Genomic DNA, 18,833 nt, shown 5'->3' on the forward strand with positions numbered 1-18,833 from the left:
TCGGTTTCGATCGAGGTATGCCGGCCAGACGTATGAGACGGCAGCAAAACAACCAGGCATCAGATCATTTTCGATCTGGTATTTCGATTGACCGCCTCGCTCAACCCGATTTGATGACACGTACCCACACCGCATGAAGCAGCCCCGAATCAAGCTGCATTAACGCTTCATATAAGGCAATTACGATGACTGATCTGTCTAGACGCAAAGTTCTGGTCGGCGCTGCTGCTTCCGCTGCGGCCCTTGGCGTGGCGGCCACGGCCAAAGCCGCCTCGTTCGGCAACCCGGACCGGCCGCCCGAAGGCCGGATAAACGCTAACCGCCCGACCAGTCTGAGCGATCCGGGCCCGCAGAATCCGGCGATCGCGAACCAGTTTCCGTCATTCCAGAATCCGCCAGCAACCGACGTCAACGGCATGCCGCTCTTCTGGGCCTCGTTCAACAATGCGCACAAGCGTTATCAGAGCGGCGGCTGGGCGCGTGAAGTGACGCAGGATGACTTCGCGATTTCGGAGGACATTTCGGGCGTAAATATGCGTCTGTCGGCCAATGGCATCCGTGAGATGCACTGGCACCAGCAGGCCGAGTGGGCCATCATGGTGGACGGAAAATGCCGGATCACGACCTTGGACGAACAGGGCCGTCCTCAGGTAGCCGACGTAAAAACCGGCGACCTCTGGTATTTCCCCCCGGGCCTGCCGCACTCGTTGCAAGGCCTGGGTCCCAGTGGCGCTGAATTCGTCCTCGCGTTCGACAACGGCCGCGCATCCGAATTCAACACACTCCTGATAACGGACTGGATTGCACACACGCCGCCCGAGGTGCTCGCCCGTAACTTCAACGTGCCGGCCGACGTATTCAAGAATATCCCTCTCGACAATCTGTGGATCTTCCAGGGCAACGACCCCGGCTCGCTCGAGGCCGCCCAACGCGCAGTGGCGAGTCCTCTGGGCGCGCCGATGCATCCGTTCATCTTCTCGCTCGCCGATTTGCCGCCGCTCAAACAAACCAAAGGCGGGACGGTGCAGATCGCCGACAGCCGTAACTTCAAGGCATCGGCAAACATCGCCGCTGCGCTGGTCACGGTCAAGCCGGGCGGTATCCGCGAGTTGCACTGGCATCCGAACGCGGACGAGTGGCAGTACTACATCAAGGGTCAAGGCCGGATGACAGTATTCGACACGGGCCCGAAAGCCGCGACCGCCGACTTTCGTGCAGGCGACATCGGCTACGTGAAGAAGAGCCTTGGACACTACGTCGAGAATACCGGCGACACCGACCTGGTCATGGTTGAAGTCTTCAAGACCGACCACTTCGCGGAAGTCTCGCTGTCAGACTGGATGACGCACACGCCGCCGCAGATGATCATGGACACGCTGAACATCAGTCGTGAAGACCTCGCGCGCTTCCCGAACAATCGCCCGGACATCCTGCCGATCTGATACGACGGTCGCGGGCGCGGCGCGTCCGCGACGTGCTCGCCAACCGCCTGCCTCATTTAAAAAAGTCTCCAACAGACATGCCGTCATCACTTTTCAAGTCGATCCCACCTGACGTCGGGCCGACTGGCAGCGCGACGCTGCAGACGGAGCTTGCGGTGCGCGCGTCACTCGACGGACGCCGCAAAGGCCTGCGGGCATTGCTACCGTTCGTCGGGCCGGCGGTGATCGCGTCGGTCGGCTATATGGACCCGGGCAACTTTGCCGCGAACCTGCAAGCCGGCTCGACGTATGGCTATCAATTGCTTTGGGTGGTGCTGATTGCAAACGTGGTGGCAATGCTGTTCCAGGCGATGTCCGCGAAACTCGGCATCGTCACAGGCCGCAATCTTGCGCAGCTTTGCCGTGAGCAGTTTTCGCCGTCCGTCGTCATCGCCATGTGGATCGCATCTGAACTGGCTGCCGTTGCCACGGATATCGCCGAATTCCTCGGCGGGGCATTAGGCATCTCGTTGCTGTTTCACGTCTCGCTCCTGGTCGGCATGGGCGTGACCGCCGTTGTGACCTTTGCGATCCTGTCGCTCGACAAACGCGGCTTTCGTCCGCTTGAACTGGTGATTGCGGGGCTCGTCGCGGTGATCGGTCTCAGCTATCTGTACGAACTCGTGATCGCGCCGCCGGACTGGCATGCGGCACTGTTGGGTACCGTTGTCCCACATCTGCACGGTGCGTCGGCCGTGACGCTCGCGGTGGGGATCATCGGCGCGACAATCATGCCACACACACTGTATCTTCATTCCGGATTGACGCAGACCCGCACGCTTGCGCGTGACGACGGCGAACGTCGGCGGCTGCTATGCTTTTCAAACAAGGAAGTCGTGATTGCGCTCGGCTTCGCGGCGTGCGTGAATCTGGCGATGGTGATGATGTCGGCGTCCGTGTTCGGCAAATCCGGCTCGGGCGTGGCCGACGTCAGCGTCGCCTATCACACGCTGATCCCCGTGCTGGGTGTGGGCGCCGCGACCGTTTTTCTGGTCTCGTTGCTGGCGTCCGGCATTTCGAGTTCAGCGGTGGGAACCATGGCCGGTCAGGTGATCATGCAGGGCTTCGTCGGCTTCAGAATTCCGATCTGGGTACGGCGCCTGATTACTGCAGTGCCGGCCTTCGTCGTCGGTCTGAACGGCAATGTGATGGACGCGATGATCGGTAGTCAGGTGGTGTTGAGCCTCATCTTGCCACTGCCGCTGGTTGCGCTCGTCGTGGTGTCGTCGCGCCGGAGTGTGATGGGCGATTTTGTCGCCGGCAAGAAGACCGTATTGGCCGCGGTCGCCGCGACGGTCCTGATCGTGCTGCTCAATGTCGTGCTGATCTGGCAGACGGTGTCTTAACCGGAACTCGAAGGACGCCTGGCGGCGTCCTTCAATAGGCGTGGATCGGCTACCCGTTACAGTTCTGAATCAGCATTTAGAACCGGTGACGCAAGCCGATCGCCGTGACAAACTGCTTGTTGGTCGAAGACTGCGTCATGCCGTAGACACCAGCGTTGAATATAGCGTTGCCATTGCCGCCGCCGACGAGCTGATAGACCGCTTGCGCGTACACGTCGGTGCGAGCCGAAAACTGGTAGTCGGCCTGAGCCACAAAGTTGTTCCAATGCGGGTCGGCGGCCTGTCCGGTTGATCCGCCCGAAAATGCACCCATGGTGTACGTGTACGACGCACCGAGGCTGAAATCGGGCCGTACGAAATAGCGGCCGTTGATCTCGAAGTTGTCGAATTTCATCGACTGGCCCGAGATGGTGTTGGTGTCGACGAAAAGCGAGTTGATGTTGTACGTAACGGAATGGGTGTATACGACGCCGACGGAAGACTTCTCACCGAACCTGTACTGAGCACTGGCGCCCCAGATTCGTTGGTCGCCACCCCCCGTCAACTGGTCGCCGTCGTTTATGCTCGATGCGCCTGCCGCGTTCGGCAATGCCGCGTTACGGTCGAGTTGAAGATACGCGGCTCCAATATTGATGGGACCGTTGGAATAGCTGGCGCCCAAACTGTATGCGTTGTTGTCCCCGCCTGCGCCCGCCATGTTGGAGAATGCATACATTGCGCCGGCCTTGAAGCCGCCGTACGAGATGCTGCTGAACTTGACCGAATTGTTCAGACGCAAGTCGTTGTCCAAGTTGTCGTTATCGTATGGGTGTGAGGCAAGATTGCCGCCAAAACCCGATCCCGTCCCGCTATTCGGTGCGACATAGTCGACGATGAAATCGTATTGACGGCCCAGCGTAAGCGCCCCGTACTGGTCGGAACTGAGTCCAACCCACGCTTGGCGGCCAAACAGATCCGTTTGCGCGCCTGTTGAATTCTTGAGCGCTCCATTGTTCAGCGTGAAGCCGTTCTCCAGGTCGAACACCGCATGCAGACCGCCGCCGAGATTCTCATTGCCGCGCAAGCCCCACCGTGAGGTACTGAGGCTGCCAGAGGTCAGCATGAATTGGCTGGCACCCTGGCCGGCGCTAGTTTTCACATTGTTCGCATAGACCATGCTCGTGTCGATGGTGCCGTAAAGCGTCACGCTGCTTTGCGCATGTGCCACCCCAGTCAAAAGCATGGTTGACGCAATCGCCAGATCCTTCAACTTCATTTCAAATTCCCCGATGACGTAAGTCGTTCCCGAACAGGCGATTCGCGATCGCCAATGCAACAGCGTGCGGAGTATAGATTTTCGACGCTGCGCCGGAATTCGAAGTAGTGAAAGACACGGTTTCAGAAAGCTAAACAAAGTGTCACAAATATCCAGCAATCGATCGAGGACCAGTGGCGGACGCCAGTTTAGCGTCTGATGCAATTCAACGGCACCCGGCGAACGCTAACTAAACAAACCTTAATGTGAGTGGCCATGTTTGCTTATGCCACTCCCGCGATCATCGCCTCTGTTTACACACCTCGTCGGTTCCCGCAGGCTCAGGGCGCCGACGCAATGCTCAATCGAGACAGACACCTTTACATGAACGCCATTGTCCTGGTTGCCTTGCGCCGCCCCCTCACCTTCGTGGTGATGACCATCCTCGTTATCCTGTTCGGCGCGATGGCCGTATTGTAGACGCAGACGGACATCTTTCCCGCCATCCGCATCCCGGTGATCGCGGTCGTGTGGAACTACAACGGGCTGTCCCCGCAGGATATGTCCGGCCGCGTGGTCTATTACTACGAGCGCGCGTTGACCGCGACGGTGGCCAACATCGAGCATATCGAGAGCGAGTCGCTGTACGGTGCCGGCATCGTGAAGATCTTCTTTCAACCTGGCACCGACGTCGCCGCCGCCCAAGCCCAGGTTGCATCGATCTCTCAGACCGTGCTGAAGCAAATGCCAGCGGGCATCACGCCGCCTCAAGTGCTGGTGTACAACGCGTCTTCGGTCCCGGTGCTGGACCTGCAAGTGTCCGCGCCGAACATGACGGCTGCGCAGGTGTACGACATGGCGTCTAACCTGGTCCGCCCGCAACTGGTGGCCGTGCCGGGTGTCTCGATTCCCAATCCGTATGGCGGCGCTTCATTGAACGTCCAGATCGATCTGGATCAGGCGAAGCTGCTGGCGCACGGCCTCTCGGCCGCAGATGTAGCGGCGGCGCTTAGCGCGCAGAACGTGGTGCTTCCTGCGGGCGACCAGAAGATCGGCGGGCTCGACTTCATGGTTGAAACGAATTCGACGCCTCTTAAGGTGCCCACGTTCAACGACATGCCGATCAAGACGGTAAACGGCGCCACGGTCTATCTTCGCGACGTCGCGTACGTGCATCGCGGGGCGCCACCGCAGACGAACGCGGTCCTGGTGAAAGGCAAGCAGTCGGTGCTGATCCAGATTTTCAAGAGCGGCGACGCTTCAACCCTCGCGGTGGTGGCAGGCATCAAGCAGGCGCTGCCCGGCATTATTCGGACGCTGCCACCGGGCGTGAAGATCACGCCGCTCAACGATGCGTCGGGGTTCGTGCGCGATTCGGTGGAAGAGGTGGTTCAGGAGATGATCACCGCAGCGATCTTGACAGGACTGACTGTGCTGCTGTTTCTCGGCAGTTGGCGGTCCACGTTGATCGTCGCGACATCGATTCCGCTCGCGATCCTGTCTTCGATCCTGGTACTGCACTACACCGGGCAGACGATCAATGTCATGACGCTGGGCGGATTGGCGCTCGCGGTCGGTATTCTGGTCGACGACGCGACCGTCATGATCGAAAACATCGATTCGCATCTCGAAGGGGGCGCCGGTCTGGAGCAGGGAATCATTGCGGCGGCAAACCAGATCGTTGTGCCAACGCTCGTCGCGACGCTGTGCATCTGTATTGTCTGGCTGCCGTTGTTCCAGCTGGACGGCATCTCCGGGTATCTGTTCCGTCCGCTTGCCGAAGCCATCATCTTTGCGATGCTCGCTTCTTTCATCCTCTCGCGCACGCTGGTGCCGACGATGGCCGCTTGGCTGCTGCGCGGCCAGGTCAAAGCTCACGGCCATGAGCACAAAGGCAGTACTGGCTTTTTCACTCGGTTTCAGCGACGCTTCGAGCACGGCTTTCTGCACTTTCGCGATCAATACCGGGACGTCCTGACCGCTGCGGTGATTCATCGCAAGCGCTTCATCATAGGCTTCGTTGCCTTTGCGCTCGCGTCGATGAGTCTGGTCGCTTTCCTCGGCCGAGACTTTTTCCCAGGTATCAAATCGGGCGAACTCGATTTGCATATGCGCGCGCCGATCGGTACGCGGCTTGAAGATGCATCGAAGATCGCCGTGCTCGTCAATGGCCAGATCCGCAAGATTCTGCCAGGCGACGTCGCCAATCTGGTCGATAACTGCGGCCTACCCTCCAGCAGCCTCAACCTGGCCTATACCTCCGACGGCACGATCGGTCCGCAAGACTGCGACATCACGATCAGTCTGAAGAACGGACAGTCGCCGGTGGACGACTACCGGTCCAAGCTGCGCCGCGAGCTGCCAGCGCTGTTTCCCGGCACGGTGTTTAGCTTCCTGCCCGGCGACATCACGGCCAAGATCCTGAACTTCGGCCTGCCCGCGCCAATCGATGTGCAGATCTCGGGTCGCCAACAAGCGCAGACCATGGCCTTTGCCCAGGTGCTGGCTGCACGCATCGGCAAGATTCCGGGCAGCGCCGACGTGCACATTCAACAGGCGTTCAACGAACCGACGCTGAGGATTGCCGCGGACCGTTCGCTAGCCTCCGGTATGAACCTGACCGAAGCCAACATCGCGAATAACGCGCTCGCGACGCTGTCCGGCAGCGGGCAGACGGCGCCGACGTACTGGCTCGACACGACCAACGGGGTCTCGCACCTTGTCGACATGCAGACGCCGCAAGACCAACTCACGTCGATGAACGACCTGGAGACGATTCCGATCAATCCAGGCAACGGCAATCCAGCTGGAGAGCCGTCGCAGTTGCTGGGTGCACTCGGCACCATAACGCAAACGGGCACGCCTCTGCTGGTGTCTCACTACGGCATCGTGCCCTCGATCGATATCTACGTCAGCAACCAGGGGCGCGACCTCGGCGCTGTCTACGATCAGGTCGAAAACGTCGTGAAGGAAATGAATTCGCAGGTGCCGCAAGGCGCGAGCGTGCATCTGCGCGGCCAGGCTGCGACGATGAACAGCGCATACGTACAACTTCTGGGGGGCCTGGCGCTTTCCGTACTGCTGGTTTATCTCGTAATCGTCGTCAATTTCCAGTCATGGCTCGACCCATTCATCATCATCACCGCATTACCGGGGGCGCTTGCCGGCATTGTCTGGAGCCTCTTCCTCACACATACGAACGGTTCAGTGCCTGCGCTCACGGGCGCAATCATGTGCATGGGCACGGCGACGGCCAACTCGATCCTTGTCGTGTCGTATGCCCGTGAGCGCCTCGCGCAACACGGTGATGCAATCGCCGCGGCCATCGAAGCCGGATACGCGCGTATTCGCCCGGTTTTGATGACCGCCCTCGCGATGATCATCGGGATGCTCCCGATGTCCATGAGCAATACTCAAAACGCACCGCTCGGACGCGCGGTCATTGGTGGACTTCTCGTCGCGACGTTTGCAACTTTGCTCTTTGTTCCCTGCGTGTTCGCGATGATGCATCGCAACGACAAAAAAGCCACGGAGTTCCATCTATGAACGTCAATCGCGAAGTCGCGGCCCCGAGCCGAATCCGACCCAAATGGTTCGCCGCAGTCGCCGGCCTTGTCCTTGCCGGCCTCGTTGTCTACGGCATCGTCGAACGCCACGACAATGTCACCGATCTCGAATCGGTCGCCGACGAAGAGTCCGTACCGCAGGTTCAGGTGATGACGCCTATCTCAGGGCCTGCTACGCGAACGGTCACGCTGCCGGGCAACATCAAGGCCTGGTACACCGCCCCCATCTATGCGCAGGTTACCGGCTACGTGCACAAGTGGTACGTGGACTACGGCGCGTTCGTCAAGGCAGGCACGTTACTCGCCACGATTGACGCGCCGGCGGTCGACGAGCAGTACCAGACGGCGGTCGCCAATCTCGACGTCGCGAAAACCAACGGCACGCTTGCCGATGTGACCGCGCAGCGCTGGCGGGCACTTGCGGGCACGGAAGCCGTCGCGCAGGAGGAGGTGGACGTTAAAGTCGCGGATGCCGCGGCGAAGAAGGCTCAAGTGCTGGCAGCCCAGCATGACCTCGCCCGCTATCACGCGCTGGAGGGGTTCAAGAATATCGTGGCGCCTTTCGACGGCGTCGTCACCTCGCGCGACACCGACGTAGGCAACTTTGTGAACGCAGCGGGCGGTGACGTCAGTTCTCGTGGGACCGCGGATGAGCTGTTCTCGGTAGCGGATATACACAAGATGCGGCTCTTCGTTTCCGTGCCGCAGGACTATGCAGACATGCTGAAGCCGGACCTCGAGGCGACCTTCACGCTGCCTCAGTACCCGGGCCGCCAGTTCAAGGCGACGCTCCTGACGACCGCGAACGCGTTCAACCCGCAGACGCGAACCGTCATCACGGAATTGGTGGCTGACAATCCGGACCATCTGATCTGGCCCGGCACCTATGCGACGGTTCGGTTTGTTGTTCCCAGCAACCAGAATGTGCTCGTCGTGCCCGAACAGGCGCTGCTGTTCCGCGACCAGGGCATGCAGCTGGCGCTCATCGGTTCGGATAACACGGTGCACCTGCAAAACGTCACGCTCGGGCTCAATCTGGGCCAGAACGTTCAAGTGCTCTCTGGCCTGAAACGCACCGACCGCTTCATCACCAATCCTTCTGCGGGCACGCTCGACGGCGAGAAAGTGCAAATCGTAACCGGCGTACCGGGCGTCGCGCCGCAAGCGGAGGTCCGAACCGCCGCATCGGAGCCGGCGCATTCAACGGAGAATCAGCACGGCAACATCGCAGCTGCGACGAGCGAGCCCAAATGATGCGTTATATCAATCCTCGTTGCCGTCCTGCCGTCGCCACGATTCTGGTGCTGTTCGGTTCGCTTGCCGGATGCAGCCTCGCGCCGCCTTATACGCCGCCGCAGATGGTGCTGCCCGCCAGTTACAAAGGAACGGGGCCCTTCGCGCTCGCGAATCCCGAAGCGCAGCTCGCGCCGGGTGACTGGTGGAACATGTTCGGCGACGAACAACTCAATCGCCTGGAAGCGAGCCTGAATGCCACCAACCCCAATCTTCAGGCGTCGGAGGAAACCTACACCCAGGCGCGCGATATCGTGGGCGAGGCCCGCTCGCAATTGTTTCCGCAGTTGAGTGCTCAGGCGGATGGATCGAAGAACCGTCAATCCGAGCACCGACTGTTCCGAGCCGCCGGCGCCGGGCCGAGTGAGGAAGGTTCGCTCGGCTATGGGGCGGCCCTGTCGTGGGAACCAGATTTCTGGGGCGAGATTCGGAATCGGACCAATTATGCGAAGTTCAATGCCCAAGCCACTGCGGCGATGGTTGCGTCAGCACGGTTGAGCCTCGAAATCGAACTGGCCAACGACTATATGGCGCTGCGGGGGCTCGACTCGGAGCATGCGGTCTACACGAAAACGCTCGCCTATTACAGCGAAGCGCTAAAGATCACGAAGCTGCGCTTTGCGGGGAAGATTGCGGCAGGTCTGGACGTCGAGCGGGCTCAGAACCAGCTTTCCTCTGCACAGGCGGCCGATACCGATATCCAGGCGCAGCGCGGTGTACTCGAACACGCGATCGCGGTGCTGGCAGGCGAAAACCCGTCAACCTTCAGCTTGGCCGCCGAAGGACTGTCATCCCTGGCGATTCCCAAGGTTCCGGCGGGCGTCCCCTCCGCGCTGCTGCAACGGCGCCCCGATATCGCACAATCCGAGCGACAGATGGCGGCGGAAAATGCCGCGATCGGCGTGGCGCGCGCGGCGTTCTATCCGAACATACAGCTGAGCGCCAATGCGGGATTCGAGGACGACGCGTTCGGCGGGCTCGCTTCCCTGCCCAACAGCCTCTGGTCGATCGGCGCATCGGCTGCGCTGCCGCTGTTCGAAGGCGGCCTGCGCAGAGCGGAGGAACAGCAGAGCAAGTCGGCGTTCACGCAGGCCGCAGACAATTACCGCGCGACTGTGCTACAGGCGTTTCGCGAGGTCGAGGACCAGCTCTTGCTGACGAACAGTCTCGTCTCGGAGAACACCCAGCAGCAAGATGCGCTCAAGGCAGCGCTCACGGTGCAGGACCTCGCACTGCGCCTCTATACCAACGGTCTGGACAACTACCTCAGTGTGACGGTTGCACAAGTCGCCGCGCTAAGCGCGGAGCTGGCAACAGTGCAGGTGCAGACCCGCCAACTACAAGCAGCTGCAGGGCTGATCGGCGCGGTGGGCGGCGGCTGGAGCACGGCGGATCTGCCGACCTCGAAGCAGACGATCGCGTTCGATCCGGTTGCGTTTCACCACGCGCCAGGTGATGTTCGCGAACCGAATTGAGGATGTGACGTGAGCGGCTTGACGGGTCCTTAAAAGCCGCCCGCTCGAGCCCTGGACTTCGAGCCTCCCGATTACCTATGCACACTACGCGGCAACTCGAATGGACATATCGAACCCGCTTCGATCACCCGTAAAGGAATCAAGATGACTGATCCGTCTGGACGTCAGGGTCTGGTAGGCGCTGCCGCATCCGCGGCCCCCCTCGGCGTGACCGCCACTGTCGATGCAGCTTCGTCCGGCAACCCGGACCGGCCGCCCGAAGGCCGGACCAACGCGAATAGCCCTGCCAACCCGAGCGGCCCAGGCCCGCTAAGCCGGACGCTCGCGGGCCGGTTCGCATCGTTCCAAGATCCGCCAGCCACCCCCGTCACTCGCACGCCGCCCTGCTGGAGCTCCTACTGCATCGCGCACAGGCGCTATCAGAACGGCGAATGGGCCGGTGCAGTGACGCACGACGAATTTTCGATTGCGGAAGACATCTCGGGCGTCAGCATCTGTGTCGCGGCCAACGGCGTGCCCGAAATGCAATGGCACCCGCAGGCCAGGTGGGCGATCACGGTGGATGTGTGGCTTCCGTGATCGCCATCGTACGCAAGTCTTGTTATCCAGCTGCCCGCGGCGTGTATCGAACCCGAGTGAAACGGATAAACGTTTTTTCGGCTCCATCGCGCGGCTTCAGTGAAAGAAGTTTCATCGTTTTCGAATTGCTCTTCCACTTATCGCAAGCGCTCGACGCGCATACTTCTGCCGGTTAGCCAGTCGCAGGAGTCGATATGCCTCATCAAATGCAAGTGGAACTTGTCAACGAATACGGCGATCAAGCGCTGCGGGTAACGATCGGCGGTAGCGCCGCGCTGCTCGACGTACCCGACCTCGACGCGTTGATCGCGCACCTTGCGCTGTTGCGCGCCCGGATGCGCCCCGAGGTGTCCAGGGAAGTGTTGTTACAGCATCGCTACGTGGTCGAAGTCGATCCGTGCTGGTACACCGAAAAGCATCCGCTGTTTGAAGGCGCGGTCGTATTCTTCCGGCATACGGGCTTCAACTGGACCGGCTTTGCCGTGCCGAAGGAAAGCCTCATCAGATTGATCGATGCGTTGACGATGCACGTGCAGGCATCGCTGGAAACCAACGGCATGCCGAACTGAGCGACGCGTCTGCTGTGAGCCCGGGCAGCATCGAAAACGCTCCGCGCACAGCGCTCGATGAAAAAGATTTCACAGTCGTGCGGCCGAACCGCTACCGACCGCTGCTTACACTGGGCTCTGACCGTTGCAAAAGCGCTGACATCGGCGCGCGGTCGCCAAGCTCTTCTGCCTCTAAAGGGAACGTCAAATGAAACTTCCGCTGATCCCCCTCGCCTTTGCCTGCGCCGCGTTCTGTGGCTCCGCCTTCGCGCAGACCGCCGCGCCCGCGAACTCCGCAGCCGGAATTATGTCTGCGCCGGTCAACCCGCCCTCCCCCTCAGCGCAAGCCGGCCAATGGTCGGCGCCGTATGGCCAGCCGGTGGCCGGCAAGACGCGTGCGGAGGTCTATCAGGAACTGATTCAGGCAGAGCAAGACGGCCAGGAGCAATACCTGAACAGTGAGCTCTACTCGCACGGCTAAAGCCATCCGGATTGCGACGAGACGACGCCCATGATGGAGGCCGGTCGGTCGACGCCGCGACGCATCGCGCGGCTCGGCGGCAACTTGTGATCGTCGCCGCCGGTGCGGTGGTGTCACGCTGCGCTGCCGACGCAACGCCTATTTCGGGAAATACAGGAAAGTAATGATGCAAAGCATCGACGACCTGGAGCCTTTCAAATGGATCAGATTCAGGGAATGCGCGTTTTCATGCGCGTGGTCGAGCTGAACAGCTTCGCGCACGCCGCGCGTCAGTTGGGTATGTCCGCCGCTGCCGTGACCCGTAGTATCAACATGCTCGAGGCGCATCTGAACTTGCGTCTGATCAACCGTTCCACCCGTTGCCTCGCATTGACGGAAGCGGGCGCCGAGTATCTCAAGGGATGCCGGAGGATCATCGACACGTTCGACGAGGTCGAGTCGAGTCTCATCAAGACGACGCGCTCCCCGCACGGAACGTTGAGGATAGGCACTGCCGCGACGTTCGCGGCATCGCAGCTTTGCGGGCTGCTCGCTGCCTATCACCAGGCGCAGCCGCTCGTCGACTTCGACGTATCCTCTTTCGACTCGCACATCGATATGATCGAAGGCGGATTCGATGTCGCGTTCACGGATATGCGGCGTCAACCCGACTCGTCGATGGTGAGCCGGGAACTCGCCCAGTTCGAAGAAATGCTCGTGGCGTCGCGCACCTATCTGGCCCGGTGCGGTGCACCCGCCAAACCTGCCGAACTCGGCTCACACAGCATGGTCATGGTTTCCGACGGCGCCGCCCGCACATGGGAATTGACGGACGGCAAAAAAATCTACCGCGTCCAGGCGCTGCGCAATGCACTGCGCACACCCAGTCATGCGGTGGCGCATGCAGCCGCTGTCAACCATCTGGGCATCGCCTTGCTGCCGATGCCAATCATCCGCCACGATCTCGAACGAGGCGCGCTAGTGCACGTTCTCGAGCAGTATCCTCTCAACGACGGCCGGCGCACCGTGTCGATCGTCTACTCTGGCCGCACTCAGTTGACTGCAAAAGTGCGCACCTTCATCGAGTTCTCGGTCGGTTTCTTCCGCGCCATGAATTCGTCCGTCCCACTACGCGAGGTGGCCTAAGCCAGCTTGCGCAACGGGTTGCGCGCAACGGGGAGAACACCCGGTGCCCGTCAGCGCTTCGCCGGACGATGCACCGCGTTGCGAAGCGGAGGCGGCGAGTACCTGTCGCCTGAACCAACGACACGAGCGGCGCGCTAACGCCGCAGCGATCCGCCCGGAGAAAAAAGTCATCGGGCTGTCTACCGGTTTCCGTGCGCACGCACGACGTCGTCTGAAAAAAACTTCACCTCCGTAAGGCCGTTCCGCAGGTCCCGCCGCTTTACCCTGCACAGCGACCGTCTCGTGTTCCACACCGTCGGCGCCGAGCCGCACCGCCGTCACCGCGTGTGCGTTCCCGTTCTTACTGGAGATAACATTATGTATCGCACCTTCAAGACCCTCGTTTTCACCGCACTGCTTGCCCTCACGACTTCTGCGTTCGCCGCCGGTAAGCTGACGCCTCAACAGTGTCAAGACTACCCTTTCACGCCGCTCAAAGGATCCGTGACTCACGCGCAATTGATGAACGAGTTGAGTGAATTGGAATCCGTCGGCTATCAGCCGGCGAACGGCGACGATGCCGATTATCCGGCTCCCCTCGAAAAAGCCGAGCACAAGCTGCACCTGAAGTACGAAGCCGACTGCGTGAGCGCCATGCAACCCAACATGTCGACGCAAGCCAATGTCACGCAATAGCGGGGCTGTCGACACGGGTCAGGCTGGCAGGAAACTGCAATGCCTGCCCGCGACAGATGCACGAATTACCGCCGCAACTTGATGAACATCGAGACATGACCGACGCATGAATATCTCTTCATGCTGGTACCGCCGTAGCGCTAGTCCCACCGATCTATCCTGATTTCAGCCCGATGCAATAAAGCTGCACCGGTCATTCATTCGCTTAATATGGAAAGTTAAGATGCGTAAACTCACTTTGACCGCGGCCGCATTTAGTCTGATCCTCTGCGCTCCCGCATTTGCACAGAGCACCGCCAGCAATCTCGGCGCCGGGGGCGCCACTGCCACGCCTGCGCCGCAAGTCGCACAGGCCGCAGCGCCTACTCAGCCGGGACAGTGGGTGCCGCCCTATGATGAAGCCGTTCAACCCAAGACGCGTGCCCAGGTCTATCAGGAACTCGTGCATGCCGAAAAGGACGGACAACTCGCGTACCTGAATTCGACTGTCTACGCCGGCGGCTAAGCGCCGCTGCAAGGAGCCTTCATGAACGCGATAAACAAGTCTCGCCAGCCTCGCGCGCTATACCGACATGCAGCGCGCCTTGCACTCGTCGTCACCGTGCTGCTGTCGGGCTGCGCGGCGCAAAACACCCAGGACCCTGGCGGTTGCGTTGGACCTGTGAGCTTTTGCAACGTCTACTTCGGGTCGTGAGCCGTCGGAGACAGAATGCCCGCCTGCGTGGGCATTCTGCTATCCGACAATGGAACAACGCGCGCCCGCCTCTGCAGCACCAGCGGGCCAACGGCAGCCGGACAGGCTAGCGGGAGCCAGAGATCCGATAACCGAAGCGGCTCACCGTTTCGATCTGAACATCCGGGAATCTTTGCGCCAGCTTCTTGCGCAGACGCGAGACCACCAGATTGACGCTTGCGGGATCGACATCTTCTTTTTCTGACCATGCATACCGGACTAACTGATCCCGCGGCACTGGCATGTTCGGCTGGCGCAGCAGGCATTCGAGAAGCTGGAACTCACGCTTCGTCAGCGGAAGACGGACATTCGCGTCGGCGAGTTCGCGCGTTGCCGCGTCGAGCGTCAGGAGTGCGGCCGCCGTGCCCGTTTGGTTCGCTGGCTTCAATGACGATCGATACAACGCCAGCATCCGCTCGTGGATTTCGATGAACGACCACGGGTACGACAGACAGGCGTCGGCACCGGCACGCAGAACCTTGATCCGATCCTGCGTGGCGATTGAACGCACCATCGCCACGACGATGGCACCATTCGGCAGACTCGCGAACAGCGGCACGGCGGCGAGCATCGCTGCGTGGTCGGCTGGATCGGCAGCGAGCACGACGACGGCGTCGAACGGCTCATGAGACGCGACGAACAGCGCGTCGCGCGTGTCCTCCGCACGCTGCAGGCTATGTGCGCTTTCCTGGAATGCCTTGTGTAACCAGCCGGCTTCAGGAATGGCCGGTGACACCAATAGAATGCGCATGCGAACAGCTCGAATCGATGAGTTTAGTTGCGGATAAGGATACGGCGGGCTACACGAGTGTATGCGGCCAGCACTCGACCGTCATACGGGTGCCCGGGGTGGCGTCTTCAATGGTCAGCCTGAAGTCGTGGAGCCTCATGATCGCGCATACGACACTCAAACCGAGTCCCGATCCCGCAAGATGCCGGGTTTGCTCAGCGCGGTAAAACCGCTGCATGACGGCCCCGCGTTCGGTACTGGGAATGCCGGGCCCGTTGTCGGTCACGACCGCTTGTGGACCGCGTGGCGTTTGCCTCAGTTCGATTGTGACTGCTCCGCTATCGGGCGTGAATTTCACCGCATTATCGACAAGATTGCTCAACGCTTCGAACAGCAATGCGCGGTCGCCGTGAACGCGCTTGACGGGTTCTGTGTGCACCGTCAATGCGATCGAGCGCGTCTCGGCAAGCGGCTCATACAGTTCACAGATATCGCGCACCAGGTCTTCGAGTTGCATCTGTGCAAATCCCCCGCGACGTTGCAACGCGCCGATCTCCGAGATGCGCAGCATCGCACGAAAGCGCTCGAGCAATTGATCCGTTTCCGTGCGCGCGCGCGACAGTATGTCCAGAAGCACGGAATCCCCACGCGGCCGCGCGCGCTCGTCGATGTGGGCAAGCAGCGTGCGCACGTGAGCAAGTGGCGTGCGAAGGTCGTGCGCAATGCCGTCGCACGCGTCTTTGACTTCGGTCATCAGCCGTTCGACCTCATCGAGCATGTGATTGACAAGATGCGCGAGCATGTCGAGTTCATCCCGGCCGCCCACGGGCAACCGTTGATGCATATCGCCTTGCGCGATCCGCTGCGTGACCCGCCGGACGTCTCGCACGCGGCGCGCTTGCCGCAAGCTCAACACAAGTCCACCGGTCATCCCGGCGATCAGGCAGAACACGCCGGCAATGACCAGCGTCTTCACGATGTCGTCGCGGATCCGGATGATATGGGTGAGGTCGCGCGCCACGACCAGAATGTCGCCGTTGGAGGTGCGATTCGCCATCGCGCGCACCACGGGTGCGCTGAAGCCCTCGCCCACAGGCAGCGTGTGAGGCAGCGTGACGGGACGGCGGTCGGTCGGCACTTCACGTGGCAGGCGCACCACGTCGCCCGCAACATGCTGGCCCTGCGCGGTAAACAGGCCATAGTAGTCCACATGCATACGCTCGCGCTCGATACGGCGCTGAACGGCTTCGGCTACCCCGTCAGGCGGCAGTGAATCGAAATAGGCGAGCTGCCACTTCATCACGATATCGTTCTGGCGCTCCATTTCTCTCGTCACGACAAACGACAGCACGGCAAGCAGCGTCATGACCGTGATCGCGAACATCAACCCGTACGCAGACAGGAGTCGAAAGCTCGCCGTACGCCAGCGGCGCACTTGGCTTGAGCGAGGTGCAATGGTCATCTGGTTAGCGAATGATCGATTAGCCGAAGGTATAGCCTGAGCCGCGTACTGTCTGAATCATGGGCTGTGTGCCCGCCGGATCGATCTTTTTGCGCAGCCTCCCCATATGGACGTCGATCAGGTTCGTGCCGGGATCGAAGTGATAGCTCCACACCGCCTCGAACAGCATGGTACGGGTGATCGTTCGCCCAGCATGGCGCATCATGTACTCAAGCACCCGATACTCAGTCGGCAGAAGAGGAATTTCCTGCCCATCGCGCGTAACCTTGCGTGAGATGAGATCGAGTTCGATGGGACCGACACTCAGCGTCGTTTCCGACTGCGCGGGCGGCGTCGCGCGTCGGCGCAGCAGCACTTCCAGCCGCGCAACCATTTCTTCCGGATCGAACGGCTTCGTCAGATAGTCGTCGCCGCCCGCGCGCAACCCCCGCACTCGCTCGTCGACATCGCCCAGCGCGCTCACCATCAGGACGGGCGTGGTAATGCCGATGCTGCGCATCGTTTTCAATATCGTCAGACCATCGACTCCGGGCAACATGCGGTCGAGGGTGATGACATCGTATTCGTCGTTGAGTGCGTGAGTCATGCCTTCGCGCCCATCGCTGACGCGCCGGACGGAGTATCCGCGTCGCGTCAGTTCATTGACGATTTCGTTGGCGGCGATATCGTCATCTTCAATTGTGAGCACTCGCAACATAGGTCTGCTTCGGGCACCGGCCGATCCGAAAAAAAGGGATGATCGTTAAAAGGTCGCACCCGCACGCGACAGACCGCATGGTTTTCAAGTGCGTTTTTCGCACGTCAGCGTAGCGTCATAGCTGGGGGCGCAACCGCAACATTTCCATGAAAAAAAATATAACAACCGGACGCTTCGCACCGGAGCCACCGGAAGGCGCGGACGTTCCTGACTTTTTGAAACGTGGGACAACGACTAAGGAGATCGGCTTAAACGGCCGACTGGACACTCGAGCTACCGGCTACGATTGGGCTCGCGCGACAGCGGACGTCTGCTGGCGCTCTGCGACGCCCTGCATTCCGTCCGACGATCAGCATCGCCCGCGGCGCGGCACAGTGCGCAGGCGAACAGCACAAGAATGCCCCATGCGGACAGGCCCGCAGTCACGATCATTCCGGTCATCATGGCTCCCAGCAGGACGTAGATCCGCTGTCTTCCCCAGTCATTTCGGCGAAACACTTCGCACACGAGACGGCGGTGATATTGGGCCAAAGGCTCTCGCGCTGCCGGACGTCAACCTCCAACTTGCCACATTCATTGCAGCGATCCAGCACACGGACCTCCATCGGGCGGCGGCGCCATTGTTCGAACGTGTTCATTTCAGCATTCCTCGTGTTGATATGCGACAGCGACGGCGACGACGTTGGAGGCCATCTCCCGCAGTTGCGCTGACGTCGGAGGATCTCGGCGCAGCGCGAGCAAATCCTTTGAGATCGTGGTCATCGTTGCGTTCACTCGAAATAGATCCGGCCAGGGTCAACAGCCCGGTGATACACGTTCTTGATCAGCCAGGGCACGAACGTATAGTCGTCGCACGGGTTGTTAGCGAGATATACCCGGTTACGCGCAACGTCGGACTGGCTGACATTCACATGAAATAGGCAAGTCCATGGAATCAAGATAGACGGACCACTTCAGGAAAACCATTCTACGAACGGTCACTGCGGTTCTACTTGGGCATAGCGCGCTTATACGTTTGGATACGTCCTTCACGTTCCATCCTTCTGCGGCCGGTCGCGTTGATACGGCTATAGCAGGTGTATCGCGCTATCGCGTTATGGTGGGCCCGGGCGGTAGCAGGAATGTACCCATTTGCGCAAAGGTGATTTCGATGTCCGGCACTTCAGAGGCGAGCGGCCCGCACCTATAGTCGGTTCAGCTTTCGGACGCTAACCACGAGTTCCGGGGCCCGCACGAAGCTTCCCGAATCTTATGGAACAGACTATGTCGACCACGACGTCGGCGTAGAAAACCAAGAATGCGCGCACCTTTGACGATACCATTTTCTTCGGGGGTAGACCGCCCAGACCACTAGCACGAAACGGCACGTTGATCAGACTGATCCGCTGCAGTTGCACGCTAACCTCTT

At 60.5% G+C, this 18,833-nt stretch carries 16 protein-coding genes; 12 read left to right on the plus strand and 4 right to left on the minus strand.

Annotation, left to right across the window (positions count from 1 at the left end; all coding sequences use genetic code 11):
* The first annotated feature begins 185 nt into the window (after positions 1-185).
* A complete protein-coding gene (locus VGH68_RS19760) occupies positions 186-1,442 on the plus strand; it encodes an oxalate decarboxylase family bicupin (protein ID WP_331605375.1) in 1,257 nt (418 codons plus the stop codon).
* Between the two features lie 77 nt (positions 1,443-1,519).
* On the plus strand, positions 1,520-2,827 hold the full coding sequence (locus tag VGH68_RS19765; RefSeq protein ID WP_331605376.1) for an Nramp family divalent metal transporter: 1,308 nt from the start codon (positions 1,520-1,522) through the stop codon (positions 2,825-2,827).
* A 76-nt stretch (positions 2,828-2,903) separates the two neighbouring features.
* Here the strand turns inward: VGH68_RS19765 and VGH68_RS19770 are convergent, their stop codons facing one another.
* Positions 2,904-4,082, minus strand: coding sequence for a porin (locus tag VGH68_RS19770; protein ID WP_331605377.1), 1,179 nt, complete (start codon positions 4,080-4,082; stop codon positions 2,904-2,906).
* A gap of 255 nt (positions 4,083-4,337) precedes the next feature.
* On the opposite strand from VGH68_RS19770, the gene VGH68_RS19775 reads away from it, so the two are divergent.
* The 10 genes from VGH68_RS19775 to VGH68_RS19820 all read left to right on the plus strand — a co-directional run bounded on the left by VGH68_RS19775 (position 4,338) and on the right by VGH68_RS19820 (position 14,308).
* Positions 4,338-4,541, plus strand: coding sequence for a hypothetical protein (locus VGH68_RS19775; protein ID WP_331605378.1), 204 nt, complete (start codon positions 4,338-4,340; stop codon positions 4,539-4,541).
* A 12-nt stretch (positions 4,542-4,553) separates the two neighbouring features.
* The gene (locus VGH68_RS19780; protein WP_331605391.1) at positions 4,554-7,607 is read left to right on the plus strand and encodes an efflux RND transporter permease subunit; all 3,054 of its coding nucleotides are present in this window, start codon (positions 4,554-4,556) and stop codon (positions 7,605-7,607) included.
* Positions 7,604-8,881 (plus strand): efflux RND transporter periplasmic adaptor subunit, encoded by a 1,278-nt coding sequence (locus tag VGH68_RS19785; protein ID WP_331605379.1) that lies wholly within the window; start codon positions 7,604-7,606, stop codon positions 8,879-8,881. The genes VGH68_RS19780 and VGH68_RS19785 overlap by 4 nt, the downstream gene beginning before the upstream one ends.
* A complete protein-coding gene (locus tag VGH68_RS19790; protein WP_331605380.1) occupies positions 8,878-10,395 on the plus strand; it encodes an efflux transporter outer membrane subunit in 1,518 nt (505 codons plus the stop codon). The genes VGH68_RS19785 and VGH68_RS19790 overlap by 4 nt, the downstream gene beginning before the upstream one ends.
* Positions 10,396-10,539: 144 nt before the next feature.
* A complete protein-coding gene (locus tag VGH68_RS19795) occupies positions 10,540-10,974 on the plus strand; it encodes a hypothetical protein (RefSeq protein ID WP_331605381.1) in 435 nt (144 codons plus the stop codon).
* Between the two features lie 194 nt (positions 10,975-11,168).
* Positions 11,169-11,543 carry a hypothetical protein gene (locus VGH68_RS19800; protein WP_331605382.1) on the plus strand — a complete coding sequence of 125 codons (375 nt, stop codon included), beginning with the start codon at positions 11,169-11,171 and terminating at the stop codon, positions 11,541-11,543.
* Positions 11,544-11,730: 187 nt separating this feature from the next.
* On the plus strand, positions 11,731-12,003 hold the full coding sequence (locus tag VGH68_RS19805) for a DUF4148 domain-containing protein (protein WP_331605383.1): 273 nt from the start codon (positions 11,731-11,733) through the stop codon (positions 12,001-12,003).
* A 198-nt stretch (positions 12,004-12,201) separates the two neighbouring features.
* Entirely contained in the window at positions 12,202-13,128 is a 927-nt protein-coding gene (locus VGH68_RS19810; protein WP_331605384.1) for a LysR family transcriptional regulator, read from the plus strand.
* Between the two features lie 282 nt (positions 13,129-13,410).
* Positions 13,411-13,803: a DUF4148 domain-containing protein gene (locus tag VGH68_RS19815; protein WP_331605385.1), complete on the plus strand. Its 393-nt coding sequence runs from the start codon at positions 13,411-13,413 to the stop codon at positions 13,801-13,803.
* A 223-nt stretch (positions 13,804-14,026) separates the two neighbouring features.
* Positions 14,027-14,308: a DUF4148 domain-containing protein gene (locus VGH68_RS19820; protein WP_331605386.1), complete on the plus strand. Its 282-nt coding sequence runs from the start codon at positions 14,027-14,029 to the stop codon at positions 14,306-14,308.
* A gap of 295 nt (positions 14,309-14,603) precedes the next feature.
* Here the strand turns inward: VGH68_RS19820 and VGH68_RS19825 are convergent, their stop codons facing one another.
* The 3 genes from VGH68_RS19825 to VGH68_RS19835 form a co-directional block, all read right to left on the minus strand.
* Positions 14,604-15,140, minus strand: coding sequence for a winged helix-turn-helix domain-containing protein (locus tag VGH68_RS19825; protein ID WP_331605388.1), 537 nt, complete (start codon positions 15,138-15,140; stop codon positions 14,604-14,606).
* Between the two features lie 196 nt (positions 15,141-15,336).
* Complete coding sequence (locus VGH68_RS19830; protein WP_331605389.1) at positions 15,337-16,728, minus strand: HAMP domain-containing sensor histidine kinase; 1,392 nt, start codon at positions 16,726-16,728, stop codon at positions 15,337-15,339.
* A gap of 19 nt (positions 16,729-16,747) precedes the next feature.
* Positions 16,748-17,425, minus strand: a complete 678-nt coding sequence (locus VGH68_RS19835; RefSeq protein ID WP_331605390.1) for a response regulator transcription factor — start codon at positions 17,423-17,425, stop codon at positions 16,748-16,750.
* Between the last annotated feature and the right edge of the window lie 1,408 nt (positions 17,426-18,833).

Origin of the sequence: Paraburkholderia sp. (assembly GCF_036488505.1) — a bacterium.
In the GTDB taxonomy this organism is placed as follows: Bacteria; Pseudomonadota; Gammaproteobacteria; order Burkholderiales; family Burkholderiaceae; genus Paraburkholderia.